This window comes from Enterobacter sp. EC_50, assembly GCF_019584525.1.
In the GTDB taxonomy this organism is placed as follows: domain Bacteria; phylum Pseudomonadota; class Gammaproteobacteria; order Enterobacterales; family Enterobacteriaceae; genus Enterobacter; species Enterobacter roggenkampii.
Genome location: NZ_VDAF01000007.1, coordinates 87,001 through 101,543, shown reverse-complemented (window position 1 = coordinate 101,543; position 14,543 = coordinate 87,001). Strand labels below are relative to the sequence as shown.

Annotated in this window: 12 protein-coding genes; 6 read left to right on the top strand and 6 right to left on the bottom strand. The window is 57.4% G+C overall.

Annotated features, from left to right (window positions below):
- Positions 1–63: 63 nt before the first annotated feature.
- From der to FHC48_RS07995, 4 genes are all read left to right on the top strand, one after another.
- Complete coding sequence (gene der / locus FHC48_RS08010) at positions 64–1,539, top strand: ribosome biogenesis GTPase Der (protein WP_008502134.1); 1,476 nt, start codon at positions 64–66, stop codon at positions 1,537–1,539.
- A 300-nt stretch (positions 1,540–1,839) separates the two neighbouring features.
- Complete coding sequence (locus tag FHC48_RS08005) at positions 1,840–3,384, top strand: peptide MFS transporter (protein ID WP_008502133.1); 1,545 nt, start codon at positions 1,840–1,842, stop codon at positions 3,382–3,384.
- A gap of 57 nt (positions 3,385–3,441) precedes the next feature.
- The gene (locus FHC48_RS08000; RefSeq protein WP_059364378.1) at positions 3,442–4,476 is read left to right on the top strand and encodes an oxidoreductase; all 1,035 of its coding nucleotides are present in this window, start codon (positions 3,442–3,444) and stop codon (positions 4,474–4,476) included.
- Between the two features lie 50 nt (positions 4,477–4,526).
- Positions 4,527–4,748, top strand: a complete 222-nt coding sequence (locus tag FHC48_RS07995) for a zinc ribbon domain-containing protein (RefSeq protein WP_008502131.1) — start codon at positions 4,527–4,529, stop codon at positions 4,746–4,748.
- On the opposite strand, the gene FHC48_RS07990 is transcribed toward FHC48_RS07995, so the two are convergent.
- From FHC48_RS07990 to xseA, 3 genes are read right to left on the bottom strand one after another with little or no spacing between them, the layout of a single operon-like run.
- The gene (locus tag FHC48_RS07990) at positions 4,745–5,095 is read right to left on the bottom strand and encodes a protealysin inhibitor emfourin (protein WP_023617312.1); all 351 of its coding nucleotides are present in this window, start codon (positions 5,093–5,095) and stop codon (positions 4,745–4,747) included. The two genes, FHC48_RS07995 and FHC48_RS07990, sit on opposite strands and share 4 nt — an antisense overlap.
- Entirely contained in the window at positions 5,096–6,115 is a 1,020-nt protein-coding gene (locus FHC48_RS07985) for a M4 family metallopeptidase (RefSeq protein ID WP_032663055.1), read from the bottom strand.
- Between the two features lie 58 nt (positions 6,116–6,173).
- A complete protein-coding gene (gene xseA, locus FHC48_RS07980) occupies positions 6,174–7,547 on the bottom strand; it encodes an exodeoxyribonuclease VII large subunit (RefSeq protein ID WP_021241846.1) in 1,374 nt (457 codons plus the stop codon).
- 158 nt (positions 7,548–7,705) lie between these two features.
- On the opposite strand from xseA, the gene guaB reads away from it, so the two are divergent.
- Both guaB and guaA read left to right on the top strand, forming a co-directional pair.
- Complete coding sequence (gene guaB, locus FHC48_RS07975) at positions 7,706–9,172, top strand: IMP dehydrogenase (RefSeq protein ID WP_008502128.1); 1,467 nt, start codon at positions 7,706–7,708, stop codon at positions 9,170–9,172.
- A 67-nt stretch (positions 9,173–9,239) separates the two neighbouring features.
- Positions 9,240–10,817 (top strand): glutamine-hydrolyzing GMP synthase, encoded by a 1,578-nt coding sequence (guaA, locus tag FHC48_RS07970; protein WP_220420518.1) that lies wholly within the window; start codon positions 9,240–9,242, stop codon positions 10,815–10,817.
- Positions 10,818–10,864: 47 nt separating this feature from the next.
- Here guaA and FHC48_RS07965 read toward each other — a convergent pair whose 3' ends face one another.
- Genes FHC48_RS07965 through FHC48_RS07955 form a run of 3 tightly spaced genes read right to left on the bottom strand, consistent with a single transcriptional unit; the run spans position 10,865 to position 14,530 of the window.
- A complete protein-coding gene (locus tag FHC48_RS07965; RefSeq protein WP_059364377.1) occupies positions 10,865–11,920 on the bottom strand; it encodes an ABC transporter ATP-binding protein in 1,056 nt (351 codons plus the stop codon).
- A gap of 1 nt (position 11,921) precedes the next feature.
- Complete coding sequence (locus tag FHC48_RS07960; protein ID WP_032667598.1) at positions 11,922–13,121, bottom strand: ADP-ribosylglycohydrolase family protein; 1,200 nt, start codon at positions 13,119–13,121, stop codon at positions 11,922–11,924.
- Positions 13,118–14,530: an extracellular solute-binding protein gene (locus FHC48_RS07955; RefSeq protein WP_059364376.1), complete on the bottom strand. Its 1,413-nt coding sequence runs from the start codon at positions 14,528–14,530 to the stop codon at positions 13,118–13,120. Before FHC48_RS07955 ends, FHC48_RS07960 begins: the two co-directional genes overlap by 4 nt.
- Positions 14,531–14,543: the final 13 nt, after the last annotated feature.

Sequence of the window (14,543 nt, the reverse complement as noted above, 5' to 3'; positions counted from 1 at the left end):
GTTTTGACATTTTTAAAAACGCCGCGAAAGCGACGTTATTTTGAATTTTATGAGGCTTCAAACATGGTACCTGTGGTCGCGCTTGTCGGGCGCCCTAACGTTGGAAAATCCACTCTTTTTAACCGTTTAACACGCACCCGTGATGCGCTGGTTGCGGATTTCCCGGGGCTGACGCGTGACCGTAAGTACGGTCGTGCAGAGGTGGAAGGACGCGAGTTCATCTGTATTGATACCGGTGGTATTGACGGCACAGAAGACGGCGTGGAAACCCGCATGGCGGAACAGTCGCTGCTGGCGATTGAAGAAGCGGACGTGGTGCTGTTCATGGTGGACGCGCGCGCTGGCCTGATGCCGGCGGACTCCGCTATCGCTAAACACCTGCGTTCACGCGAAAAGCCAACCTTCCTGGTGGCGAACAAAACTGACGGCATCGATGCCGATCAGGCCATCGCAGATTTCTGGTCACTGGGTCTGGGTGAGATCTACCCTATCGCGGCATCGCATGGCCGTGGCGTCACCAGCCTGCTGGAAACCGTTCTGCTGCCGTGGGTTGACGAAGTGAACCCGCCGGAAGAGGTGGACGAAGACGCGGAATACTGGGCGCAGTTTGAAGACGGCGAAGCGGGCGAAGAAGAAGAGCCTGAAGACGACTTCAACCCGCAGGATCTGCCGATCAAGCTGGCCATCGTAGGCCGTCCAAACGTAGGTAAGTCTACACTTACTAACCGTATTCTGGGTGAAGAGCGCGTGGTCGTTTACGATATGCCGGGTACCACCCGCGACAGTATCTACATCCCGATGCAGCGCGATGAGCGTGAGTATGTCCTCATCGACACCGCCGGGGTGCGTAAGCGCGGGAAAATCACCGATGTGGTGGAAAAATTCTCCGTTATCAAAACCCTGCAGGCGATTGAAGATGCCAACGTCGTGCTGCTGGTTATCGACGCACGCGAAGGGATCTCCGATCAGGACCTCTCTCTGCTCGGCTTTATCCTCAATAGTGGGCGCTCACTGGTTATCGTGGTCAACAAATGGGATGGCCTGAGCAATGAAGTGCGAGAGCAGGTGAAAGAGACCCTCGACTTCCGTCTGGGCTTTATCGACTTTGCTCGCGTACACTTCATCTCTGCGCTGCACGGCAGCGGCGTGGGTAACCTGTTCGAATCCGTGCGCGAAGCGTACGACAGCTCCACCCGTCGTCAGAGCACCGCCATGCTGACCCGTATCATGAATATGGCTGCGGAAGACCATCAGCCGCCGCTGGTGCGCGGCCGTCGCGTGAAGCTGAAATACGCCCACGCCGGTGGTTATAACCCGCCAATTGTGGTGATCCACGGCAACCAGGTGAAAGACCTGCCGGATTCCTACAAGCGCTATCTGATGAACTACTTCCGTAAATCGCTGGACGTGATGGGCACGCCTATCCGTATCCAGTTCAAGGAAGGGGAAAACCCGTTCGCCAACAAGCGCAACACCCTGACGCCGAACCAGATGCGCAAGCGTAAGCGTCTGATTAAGCACATTAAGAAAAGCAAATAAGCTTTGCTGAACGCACGAAAGCCCGCGACTCTCGCGGGCTTTTTTTTGCCCATTCATACCGCCGGTTTTCTCTGTGTGAAGTCAATCACTATTCACTTTTAACCAAGTTTAAATCTAAGAAAGTAGACAATCGTCGAATTTTCATCTTAAAGTCCAGGGCCCGGTACTAGACAAAACTAGCGCCTGGTTATCAAATGGTTAACCAACTTTTCGCCGCATGTAAAAAATCGGCCAGATACGTAACTGGCCGGCGTACATGCTGGTGTTTACAAGCACGACGACATACCTTTCGGGAGAATTATGCAATCCTCTGTTAATCAAAAAGAAAGCCGAACGTTCTTCGGCCACCCGTATCCGCTCGGTTCGCTGTTCTTCACCGAGATGTGGGAGCGTTTCTCGTTTTACGGCATTCGTCCGTTACTGATCCTGTTTATGGCCGCCACCGTCTATGACGGCGGGATGGGCCTGGCGCGTGAAAACGCCTCGGCGATTGTCGGTATCTTTGCCGGCACCATGTACCTGGCCGCGCTGCCGGGCGGCTGGCTGGCGGATAACTGGCTCGGCCAGCAGAGAGCCGTCTGGTACGGTTCGATCCTGATTGCGCTCGGTCACCTGTCGATTGCGCTCTCGGCCATCATGGGCAATAACCTGTTCTTTATCGGCCTGATGTTCATCGTGCTCGGCTCCGGGCTGTTTAAGACCTGTATCTCGGTAATGGTCGGTACCCTTTATAAAAAAGGCGACGCGCGTCGCGACGGCGGCTTCTCGCTGTTCTATATGGGTATCAACATGGGCTCGTTCATCGCGCCGCTGATTTCCGGCTGGCTGATTAAAACCCACGGCTGGCACTGGGGCTTTGGCATTGGCGGTATCGGGATGCTGGTGGCGCTGATTATCTTCCGCGTGTTTGCCGTTCCGGCCATGAAACGCTATGACGGCGAAGTCGGTCTCGACTCCACCTGGAACAGCCCGGTGGTGAAGCGTAACGGCGTGGGCGCCTGGCTGCTGGCGCTGGCGGCAGGCGTGGCAACGATCGTGACGCTGATTGCGCAGGGCGTGATTGTGATTAATCCGGTCGCGGTAGCCAGCGTGCTGGTCTACGTGATTGCGGCATCCGTTGCCCTCTACTTTATTTATCTGTTTGTTTTTGCTGGACTGAACCGTAAAGAGCGCGCCAGACTGCTGGTCTGCTTTATTCTGCTGATCTCCGCGGCGTTCTTCTGGTCCGCGTTCGAGCAGAAGCCAACCTCGTTCAACCTGTTTGCCAACGACTACACTAACCGCATGATCGGCGATTTCGAAATCCCGGCGGTGTGGTTCCAGTCAATCAACGCCCTGTTCATCATCCTGCTGGCACCGGTGTTCAGCTGGGCGTGGCCGAAGCTGGCGAGCATGAACATTCGTCCGAGCAGCATCACCAAGTTTGTTATCGGTATCCTGTGTGCCGCAGCGGGCTTTGGCCTGATGATGCTGGCGGCACAGAACGTGCTGAGCAGCGGTGGGGCGGGCGTATCGCCGTTCTGGCTGGTGGGCAGTATCCTGATGCTGACGCTCGGCGAGCTGTGTCTCAGCCCGATTGGCCTGGCGACCATGACGCTGCTGGCGCCGGAGAGAATGCGCGGCCAGATGATGGGGCTGTGGTTCTGTGCGAGCGCGCTGGGTAACCTGGCGGCGGGTCTGATTGGCGGCCACGTGAAGGCCGACCAGCTGGATATGCTGCCGGATCTCTTTGCGCGCTGCTCCGTCGCACTGCTGATTTGTGCCGCGGTACTGATCGTCCTCATTGTTCCGGTACGTCGCATGCTGGAAAATGCGCAGACTAAACCGGCTGCTAACGCCTCATAAACCTCGGGCTTGCCGGGGCGGCGTTATGCCCCGGCATCGATTCCCTGAGGTGAAACTATGCAGTTAGGATTTGTCGGTCTTGGTGCGGTCGTGGAAACCGCGTATCTGCCCGCCTTACGTCGCCTTTATGGTCACGCGGTTCATTGTTTTGGATTTGATGTTCTCCCCACCAGGCAGCCTGAAGGCGTCACGCGCTGCGCTTCGCTTACGGAACTTCTCGCCGTACCGCTTGATACTCTCTTTATTACCACCGCATCGCTGCACCACCTCGAGGTGCTGGAACAGGCCATAGCCTCGGCCGTTCCGCGGATTGTGATTGAAAAACCGATCGTCGCCACGCTTCCCCAAATCGAAAAGCTCAACGCGCTTCTGGCAAACCCCGACGCTGCTTCCCGCGTGCTGGCGCTCGATCACTGGATGGCGCGCATCGAAACGGTAAAGCGGTCGCTGGTTGGCAGCGTCTCTGACATCGTCAAAATAGACGGCTTTTTGCAGGAGCCGAGCGGAGTTAACGCCGCAGGAGAACCCATCGCGCTTAACTTTGCTACCGGCGAGCCGGACGCGCGTACGCTTCGCCACCCGGACGGCGTGATTCTGGATATCGGTACGCACGTGCTGGCGATGCTGCGCGAAACGGTGCGTTATCTGGGCGGAAGTGATGATATGACCCTGCAGGTCGTCACGGCTAAAGATCGCCTGGGCCGCGCTATCGCAAAAGGCGACATGTCCACGGCGGAGGGCGAGGCGCATCTTCAGGGCCGCATCAGCGGCGTGCCGGTGGATATCTGGCTGAACAAATACGCGGGACCCGCGGGCGGGCAAAAAGGATTACGGCTCTGTTTGCGCGACGGGCGCATCATTAGCTACGACCGGCGCGGCGCGGAGGATGTGCTTGAGCTGATTGAGGGTAAGGATATTGAGCGCTGGCATATCCCCGGGACACTCTACGAGCACTGTCTTGCCGGGCACATTCTGGGCACCAGCAGTCTTTTTGAACGGGATCCGCACGAGGTGAGCCGCACGACGCGTCGCCGAGTCGAGGAAGTTGAGCTGCTGCTGACCTTGCAGCAACAGCTGCGTGGCCCGCACTGAACGCGACGTGGTAAAATGATCGCAGACCAGAATGCTTTTAAGGAGTCACCATGACGATTACCTGCCCGGATTGCCAGGCACCGCTTGAGCCCCTGAACGGGATGGCACACTGCGAGAGCTGTAATAAGGATATTGCGCTTGAAGCCCGCTGCCCGGAGTGCCATCAGCCACTCCAGGTCTTAAAAGCCTGCGGGGCCGTGGATTATTTCTGCCAGAACGGCCACGGTCTTATCTCCAAAAAACGCGTGGAGTTTGTTCGGGCCGAAGGTTAATCACACACGCAGCCTTCGCCTTTCTGCCACAGCTCGACCAGCGACTCGGGTGCTTCCTGCTCCGGCACCAGCACGATGATATCGGCATAGTGCGCCTGATTTTGCCCGGTCCAGATAATCTGGATGCGGAAATAGCGCTGGTCGCCGCTGCCGGGTGACGAGGCCTGTCCCGGCGGCTGACCGCGCGGAAAGGCCTGCTCCAGGATGCTGACCAGGCGCTGGCGCTGGGCCTCATTGAGCGAGGAGAGCGCGATGGTGCGCTGGCCGCTCAGCTTGGGAATATAGGCGACGCCGCCTTCCCGGGCCAGCTCAACCACGGCGTCATCCGTCAGTTCCGGAACCTGCATTTACAACACTCCCACCTGTTCCCAGGCTTGTTTTATGGCCGCCCCAACGTCACCGCCGGAGCGTTTTTCTCCGTGTGCTACCGTCAGTTTTGCGAAGGCCTCAAAATCCGCATCCTGCGCCAGATTGCGATCGCAAACCGTGTCGTACCAGGCATACCCCGCTTTTTCCCAGGCGTAGCCACCGATCGCCGTCGCGGCCAGATAAAATGCCCGGTTGGGGATGCCGGAGTTCAAGTGCACGCCGCCGTTATCCTCACGCGTTTTGATGAAATCCTTCATGTGTGCAGGCTGCGGGTCTTTGCCGAGCAGCGGATCGTTGTAGGCGGTGCCCGGTTCAGACATCGAGCGCAGCCCTTTGCCGTTGATGCCTTTTGCCAGCAGCCCTTCACCAATCAGCCAGTCCGCTTTATCGGCGGTTTGCTTCAGACGGTACTGCTTCACCAGTGAGCCAAACACGTCCGACAGCGACTCGTTCAGCGCGCCGGACTGCTCAAAGTAGATAAGCCCGGCTTCGGTCTCGGTCACGCCGTGGCTCAGCTCATGCGCCACGACGTCTATGGCGATGGTAAAGCGGTTAAATATTTCCCCGTCGCCGTCGCCAAATACCATCTGCTGACCGTTCCAGAAGGCGTTCTGATATTCCCGACCGTAGTGAACGGTGCCGGTTAAAATAAGCCCTTTGTTATCGAGCGAATCGCGCTGATATTCCTTCCAGAAGAAATCATGGGTAATACCCAAATACTCGTACGCTTCGTCTACCGCCACATCGCCGTTCGACGGCTGACCTTCATAACGCACCTGCGTACCCGGCAGCTCCTGGGTCTGCTTCGCGTCGTAGATATCACGCTCCAGCTGTCCGGCTTTATTCACGTGCGGCGCGGCGGGTTTGCCCGGCATATGGGCCATCAGCGTCTGGACGTGGGTTAAGGTCTGGCGGGCACAGCGCTGCTGCGGTTCGGAACCGCTTTCGATAATACGGCGAAGAATATACGGGGGAATAACGCTATGAAGATGGGGCATGCTGCTCTCCTTATTAAAAAAGGGAATAGCAGCAGTATAGTAAGTAACCGGCGAAGAATTATCCGGTTTTACGCTGACGCGTCTTTTTCACCGGTTTAATTGATTTCACTTCGCTTTCTACCCAGCCGTCCGACAGACGCGTCGTCAGCACATCACCAGTACTCACCTGTTTGGTTTGCTTGAGCACCTTGCCGTCCGTTGCCGTCGTCACGCTATAGCCGCGCGCCAGCGTGGAGAGAGGGCTGACCGCTTCAAGGTGGGTCACCGCATTGCCAAAGCGTTCCCGGGTGGCGCTCAGTCGCGCGCGGAGAGTTTCCGCCAGACGGTACTCCAGCTGCTGAATCCGCGTTTGCGCACGATAAATTTTCGGCTGCGGATTCTGCTGGTTCAGACGCTGCGTCACGCGCTGCTGGCGCGACACCGCGCGCTTGATCTGGGTGTCCACCGCCACGTTCATGCGCTGGCGCAGGCGCTCCAGTACGGTCTGCTGACGCGCCAGGCGCAGCTGCGGGTGCTGCTGCTGTAGACGGTGATGAAGCTGGGTAAAGCGCCGGGTCCGGTTGGCGAGGTAGTAGTCCATCGCCATCTCCAGACGCTGCTGGCCGCTCTGGATCTGACGCAGCAGCTCCAGCTGGTTGCGGCTGACCACTTCCGCCGCCGCGGACGGCGTCGGCGCGCGGAGATCCGCGACAAAATCGGCGATCGTCACGTCCGTTTCGTGGCCGACGGCGCTCACCACGGGGATAAGGCTGGCAAAGATTGCCCGCGCCACGCGCTCGTCGTTAAAGCTCCACAAGTCTTCCAGCGAGCCGCCGCCGCGTCCGACGATTAAGACGTCGCACTCCTGACGCGCGTTCGCCAGCGCTATGGCGCGCACAATCTGCCCCGGCGCATCGTCACCCTGCACGGCGGTCGGGTAGATAATGACGGGCAGGGAAGGGTCGCGACGCTTCAGAACGTGCAAAATATCGTGCAGTGCCGCACCGGTTTTCGAGGTGATGACCCCCACGCAGTGGGCAGGGGAGGGCAGCGGCTTTTTGAACTGCTGGTCGAAAAGTCCCTCTTCCGAGAGCTTAGCCTTTAACTGTTCGTACTTCTGCTGCAGCAGACCTTCGCCCGCAGGCTGCATGCTCTCGACGATAATCTGATAATCACCACGCGGCTCATAGAGGGTGATATTGGCGCGCACCAGAACCTGCTGGCCGTGCTGTGGACGGAACGTCACGCGGCGGTTGCTGTTGCGGAACATCGCACAGCGCACCTGGGCGGTATCGTCTTTTAGCGTAAAGTACCAGTGGCCGGAGGAGGGCTGCGTGAAGTTAGAGATTTCACCGCTGATCCAGACCTGCCCCATTTCCTGCTCAAGCAGCAAACGCACCGTCTGATTAAGGCGGCTGACGGTATAAATTGAGGGGGATTGAGAGGATAACATGTGAGCGGGATCAAATTCTAAATCAGCAAGTTATTCAGTCGATAGTAACCTGCTGAGAGGCAATCGCAAGCTTTTTTATAAAAAAGTGTAGATGCAATCGGTTACGCTCTGTATAATGCCACGGCAATATTTAACCACCCAGGTCAGAGATATTGCCCATGCTACGTATCGCTAAAGAAGCACTGACGTTTGACGACGTCCTCCTCGTTCCCGCTCATTCCACCGTTCTGCCGAATACTGCCGATCTCAGCACGCAGTTGACGAAAACCATTCGCCTGAACATTCCTATGCTCTCTGCGGCAATGGACACCGTGACTGAAGCGCGCCTGGCAATTGCCCTGGCACAGGAAGGTGGCATTGGCTTTATTCACAAAAACATGTCTATCGAACGTCAGGCGGAAGAAGTTCGCCGCGTGAAGAAACATGAATCCGGCATCGTGTCCGATCCACAGACCGTTCTGCCAACCACCACCCTGCACGAAGTGAAAGCCCTGACCGAGCGTAACGGCTTCGCCGGTTACCCGGTGGTGACCGAAGAGAACGAGCTGGTCGGTATTATTACCGGTCGTGACGTGCGTTTCGTGACTGACCTGAACCAGCCTGTCAGCGTGTACATGACGCCAAAAGAGCGTCTGGTTACCGTTCGCGAAGGTGAAACCCGCGACGTGGTGCTGGCAAAAATGCACGAAAAACGCGTTGAAAAAGCGCTGGTTGTTGACAGCAACTTCCACCTGCGCGGCATGATCACCGTTAAAGATTTCCAGAAAGCAGAACGTAAGCCTAACGCCTGTAAAGACGAGCATGGCCGTCTGCGCGTTGGCGCTGCGGTTGGCGCAGGTGCCGGTAACGAAGAGCGTGTTGACGCGCTGGTTGCCGCGGGCGTTGACGTCCTGCTGATTGACTCCTCTCACGGCCACTCTGAAGGCGTTCTGCAGCGTATCCGTGATACCCGTGCCAAATACCCTGATCTGCAGATCATCGGCGGTAACGTGGCAACGGGCGCAGGCGCTCGCGCGCTGGCTGACGCTGGCTGCAGCGCGGTGAAAGTAGGTATCGGTCCTGGCTCTATCTGTACCACGCGCATCGTGACCGGCGTGGGCGTTCCGCAGATCACCGCGGTGTCTGACGCGGTTGAAGCGCTGGAAGGCACCGGTATTCCGGTTATCGCTGACGGCGGTATCCGCTTCTCTGGCGACATCGCGAAAGCGATCGCTGCGGGCGCAGCGGCGGTGATGGTAGGCTCTATGCTGGCCGGTACCGAAGAATCCCCGGGTGAAATCGAACTCTACCAGGGCCGTTCTTACAAATCTTACCGCGGTATGGGTTCCCTGGGCGCGATGTCCAAAGGTTCCTCTGACCGTTACTTCCAGACCGATAACGCCGCTGACAAACTGGTGCCGGAAGGTATCGAAGGTCGCGTTGCCTATAAAGGCCGTCTGAAAGAGATCATTCACCAGCAGATGGGCGGCCTGCGCTCCTGTATGGGTCTGACCGGCTGTGGTACCATTGACCTGCTGCGTACTAAAGCGGAATTCGTACGCATCAGCGGTGCGGGTATCCAGGAGAGCCACGTTCACGACGTGACGATCACCAAAGAGTCCCCGAACTACCGTCTGGGCTCCTGATTAATTTCCGCGCCCGGCTTCTGCCGGGCGCTCTGTTTTTGTTTCACTTGCCTCGGAATTAGCGTCAATGACGGAAAACATTCATAAACATCGCATTCTCATCCTGGACTTTGGTTCTCAGTACACTCAGCTGGTGGCGCGTCGCGTGCGTGAACTGGGCGTTTACTGTGAACTGTGGGCGTGGGATGTCACGGAAGCACAGATTCGCGAATTCAATCCAAGCGGCATCATCCTGTCCGGCGGCCCGGAAAGCACCACCGAAGAAAACAGCCCGCGCGCGCCGCAGTACGTATTCGAAGCTGGCGTGCCGGTATTCGGCGTTTGCTACGGTATGCAGACCATGGCCATGCAGCTGGGCGGCCACGTAGAAGGCTCCAGCGAGCGCGAGTTCGGCTATGCGCAGGTTGAAGTGGTTAACGACAGCGCGCTGGTGCGCGGTATCGAAGACTCCCTGACCGCAGACGGCAAACCGCTGCTGGACGTGTGGATGAGCCACGGCGACAAAGTCACCGCTATCCCGTCTGACTTCGTGACCGTTGCCAGCACCGAGAGCTGCCCGTTTGCCATCATGGCGAACGAAGAAAAACGTTTCTACGGCGTGCAGTTCCACCCGGAAGTGACCCACACCCGTCAGGGTATGCGCATGCTGGAGCGCTTCGTGCGCGACATCTGCCAGTGTGAAGCCCTGTGGACCCCGGCAAAAATCATCGACGACGCCGTTGAGCGTATCCGCCAGCAGGTTGGCGATGACAAAGTGATCCTCGGCCTCTCCGGCGGCGTGGACTCCTCCGTGACCGCGATGCTGCTGCACCGCGCCATCGGTAAAAACCTGACCTGCGTCTTCGTGGACAACGGCCTGCTTCGTCTGAACGAAGCCCAGCAGGTTATGGACATGTTCGGCGACAACTTCGGTCTGAACATCGTTCACGTGGAAGGCGAGCAGCGCTTCCTGGACGCGCTGAAAGGCGAGAACGATCCGGAAGCGAAACGTAAGATCATCGGCCGCGTGTTCGTTGAAGTGTTCGACGAAGAAGCGCTGAAGCTGGACGACGTGAAGTGGCTGGCGCAGGGTACCATCTACCCTGACGTGATCGAGTCTGCGGCCTCCGCAACCGGTAAAGCACACGTCATCAAATCTCACCACAACGTGGGTGGCCTGCCGAAAGAGATGAAGATGGGCCTGGTTGAGCCGCTGCGCGAGCTGTTCAAAGACGAAGTGCGTAAGATCGGTCTGGAACTGGGTCTGCCGTACGACATGCTCTACCGTCACCCGTTCCCGGGCCCGGGTCTTGGCGTGCGCGTGCTGGGTGAAGTGAAGAAAGAGTACTGCGACCTGCTGCGTCGTGCGGACGCGATCTTCATCGAAGAACTGCACAAAGCTGACCTGTACAACAAAGTAAGCCAGGCGTTCACCGTGTTCCTGCCGGTTCGCTCCGTTGGCGTGATGGGCGATGGCCGTAAGTACGACTGGGTTGTTTCCCTGCGTGCGGTAGAAACCATCGACTTCATGACCGCGCACTGGGCGCACCTGCCGTATGACTTCCTGGGCCGCGTGTCTAACCGCATTATCAACGAAGTGAACGGCATTTCCCGCGTGGTGTATGACATCAGCGGTAAGCCACCGGCTACGATTGAGTGGGAATAATCCCCCTGCATTAAAAAAAGCCCGCATGATGCGGGCTTTTTTGTAATTTACGTACGCAACCTGCGCCCACTTTTCTCCTCAAACAGGAAGACCCTGGAGAGCTCGGCTTCCAGCAATACCGCATCGCCAGGGCTGACATCCAGTTTTTCATGCGACACGACAATCATCTCCTGGTCGCCGACGCGAACCAGAATCTCCTGCCCTTCGCCGGTCATCTCGACCAGTACAATTTCTGCTGCTACCCCGGTATTGCTGATTCGAAGGTGATGTGGACGAATAGCGCAGACGATCTTCATCCCGTCAATATAGGACTTGAGCGGGCAGGGGAAGCGGTAGCCGTTCGCCAGCACCACGCTATCGGCCTGGATTACGCCTTTTAGGGTGTTGATCTCCGGGGTGCCAATAAATCCTGCGACAAAGAGGTTGTCCGGATTATGATAAAGCTCTTCCGGTGTCCCGACCTGTTCAATATTGCCTGCATTCAGCACCACGATGCGATCCGCCATGGTCATTGCTTCGGTTTGATCGTGGGTGACATAGATTGTCGTGCGCCCGATTCGCTGGTGGAGCTTGCGAATTTCGCCGCGCATTTTATGGCGCAGTTTAGCGTCCAGGTTGGACAGCGGTTCATCGAACAAAAAGGCTTTCGGATCGCGGACAATGGCCCGGCCCATTGCGACGCGCTGGCGCTGACCCCCGGAAAGCTCACGCGGCACCCGGTCAAGGAGATGTGTCAGCCCGAGAATTTCAGCCGCTTCTTCAACCCGCGCCATGCGCTCTGCTTTGGGCACGTTGGCGAGTTTTAAGGCAAAGCTCATGTTGTCCCGCACTTTCATGTGCGGGTAGAGCGCGTAGCTCTGGAATACCATCGCAATATCGCGTTTTTTTGCGGGCAGGGTGGTCACCACTTCGCCCTGCATGAGCAGCTCGCCAGAGGTGATATCCTCAAGTCCGGCTATCATCCGCAAAAGCGTGGATTTACCGCACCCGGAAGGGCCGACCAGCACAATAAATTCACCTTCATGAATATTCAACGAGATGTCTTTGATGATGCTGACGTTGCCGTAGGATTTACCCAGGTGGTTCAATACGATTTGGCTCATGTTACTCTCCTCGACCGGCGCGATGCTCCGGTTGCAAAAACGGGGTGACGTGCTGGCGGTATTCCTCTGCGGCACAGAGATCCTGCTGAATAATGCGCTGCGCTGTTTCAGTAAAGCGTCGCGCGGCGTCGCGAAGATCGAGGCGGTTGGCGTGTTCAATCCCGGCAAGCACGTCCGGCTCGATAATGGTGTTACCGTGCAGGGCACCGAGAATGGCTCCGCTCATGACCCCGATAGAATCTGTGTCGCGCCCCGAGTTGATGGAATCTTCTACCGCGCCACGGAAGTCGCCTTCCCGAAGCAGGCAGAACGCCAGCGCCATGGGGAGTTCTTCGATCGACATCAGACGTGAAGGCTGGTACGCCATGGTCGGCACCCCGGCTTTTTCCGGTCCGTGCATCAGGTCATCACCCATTGGAGACCAGGGCAGAAGCGCCTCGTGGAGCGCATCGACAACCTGCAGGTAATCCCAGGGTTGCCCGCGGTAGCAGCAGGCGACATCCAGCGTGGCGTTGATAGCCTTACGCGTGCCGTCTTTTGCCAGCTGTAGGGCAATATCAATGATGGCATCCAGGGTGATCCCCGGGATGAACGCCGCCGAGACGCAGGCGGCGAACACGCCAGCTGCTTCCAGCCCATAGCTCTGCTGGTGCCCCAGCGTAAAGTTGATAGCCTCCTGATAGGCGGCGGTGGGGTTACAGGCGTTAATTACGCCGATGGGCGCGGCGTACATGGCGGCACCGCAGTTGACCATATTACCAACCCCGCCCTGACGAGGATCGCAGGCCGCAAGCTGCAGACGGTGAAATATCCATTTTTCTGGGTAAAACAGGCGCTCAATGACCAGCGCTTCTCTGTCCAGTTCCGGCACCCAGCGGGGTTCCCAGGCGATTTTCCGGACAAACGGTCCCGCCATGTCCCAGGCATCAATATGGCGGCCCAGCTCGTCGTACACCTCCATCAGACACAGCGTCATTAACGTGTCATCGGTAATGATCCCATTACCGCGAATGCGGTTATTGCGACGTGAGGACGGCTCGTCCATCCGGTGCCAGCGCTGGTTGATGGAGGTGACTTTGCCATATTTTTCCTGAATCTGACGAGCGGACAGTTTCTCGACCGGGCCACCCAGCGCATCACCAAATGCAACGCCGTAGAGCATGCCAAGAACCCGGGAGCTGAAAGATAAGTTATCTGTCATTTTAATTTTTCCTGTGCGTATTGAGTCATGGCGTTACCCCCGGCAGATTTCCAGGCATTGACGTATTGATCCCACATATCGAACGAGGCCTTGCCTGAGACAAATTTGTAGGTCCATTCGTTATAAATGCTGCTGGTGGAATCGAGCGCGGCCGCAAAGGTTGACGGGAAAATAAACGCGTTGTCTGCCGCAAAATAGCGTTGTGAATTGTCGATGTAGCGCAGCATGGCGGGCGAGCGCCACTCCACTGGCGGTTTCCAGTTTGCGGCATAGATAAATCGCGGATACCAGGCATTAATCTTTGGCGTGACGGTAACCGCATCGCCTTTACGAACGTAGTGAGTGCCTTCAAACCCCATCTGCTCCATCATTTGCCCTTCCGGACTTGCCAGGAAATCAAGCAAAATCATGACCTCTTTCTTATGCTTCGACAGCGTCGACATTGCGAAACCGCGGGTCTCCATCGACACATCCACCGCTGCTAGACCTTGCCCTCCCGGACCTTTGGGGGGATCGAGCAGCATCAGCGTGGCATCCGGGTGGACCTGGCGCATTTTCTCCTGATAGACCCCCACGTTCCCCGGTGATGAGACGGAAACGACGCCCACTTTACCGGTGTAAAACTGATCTTCTTTCAGCTCCCAGTTGGTGGTGATGTACTGCGAAGAGAGCAGTCCTTTCTCATATAGTGAGTGGTAATACTGCAGCTTGTCGCGCTCCTGCGGACTAATCTGCGCGTGTGTCCACTGACCCTGCGCGTCCTTAAGCCACGTAGCGCGGAGCCCAAAGGCCGGATTTAAAAAACCATCCAGATCGCGGAGATCTTTTTCAGAGGTGATCCCGGCCGTATCCGCTTTGCCATCGCCGTTGAAATCACCGCTGTGAATGGCGCTAAACAGCGTAACGTACTCCTCCAGCGTTTTGGGGGACGCGCCGAAGCCACTTTTTTGCAGCCAGTCTTCGCGGATCACCGGTTGGCGCGCCCGCAGCGGATAGACATAAAGCAGCGTCGGATGGTTTTGCAGCCGCAGCTTGTTGTGCGGCCACAGCGCCTCTTTCAGATAATGGGTCTTTGCGATCCACGGACGCCAGTCCTCAAGAATGCCTTGCTCAACCATTTTCTGATCGCTGCCGTTGAAGTAGATCAGGTCTGGGATAGTGCCGGAAAGCAGCATCACGTTCAGCACGTCGGAATAGCCGGAGGAGGAGAGATTCACGATCTCAATTTTGATATCGTGACCCTGCCGCGCCAGCGCCTGTTCTATGCGGTGGATATGCTCCACGTCTTCCCGGTTGGTGGTGAGCAGATCTTTCTCCACCACCCTGATCGTCACCGGCTCTGCCTGCGCAACCTGACACAGCAGCAGACTGCCCAGCAGGACGCGGGTAAGGGTATTGAATACGTTCATCGTCATCGCTCCT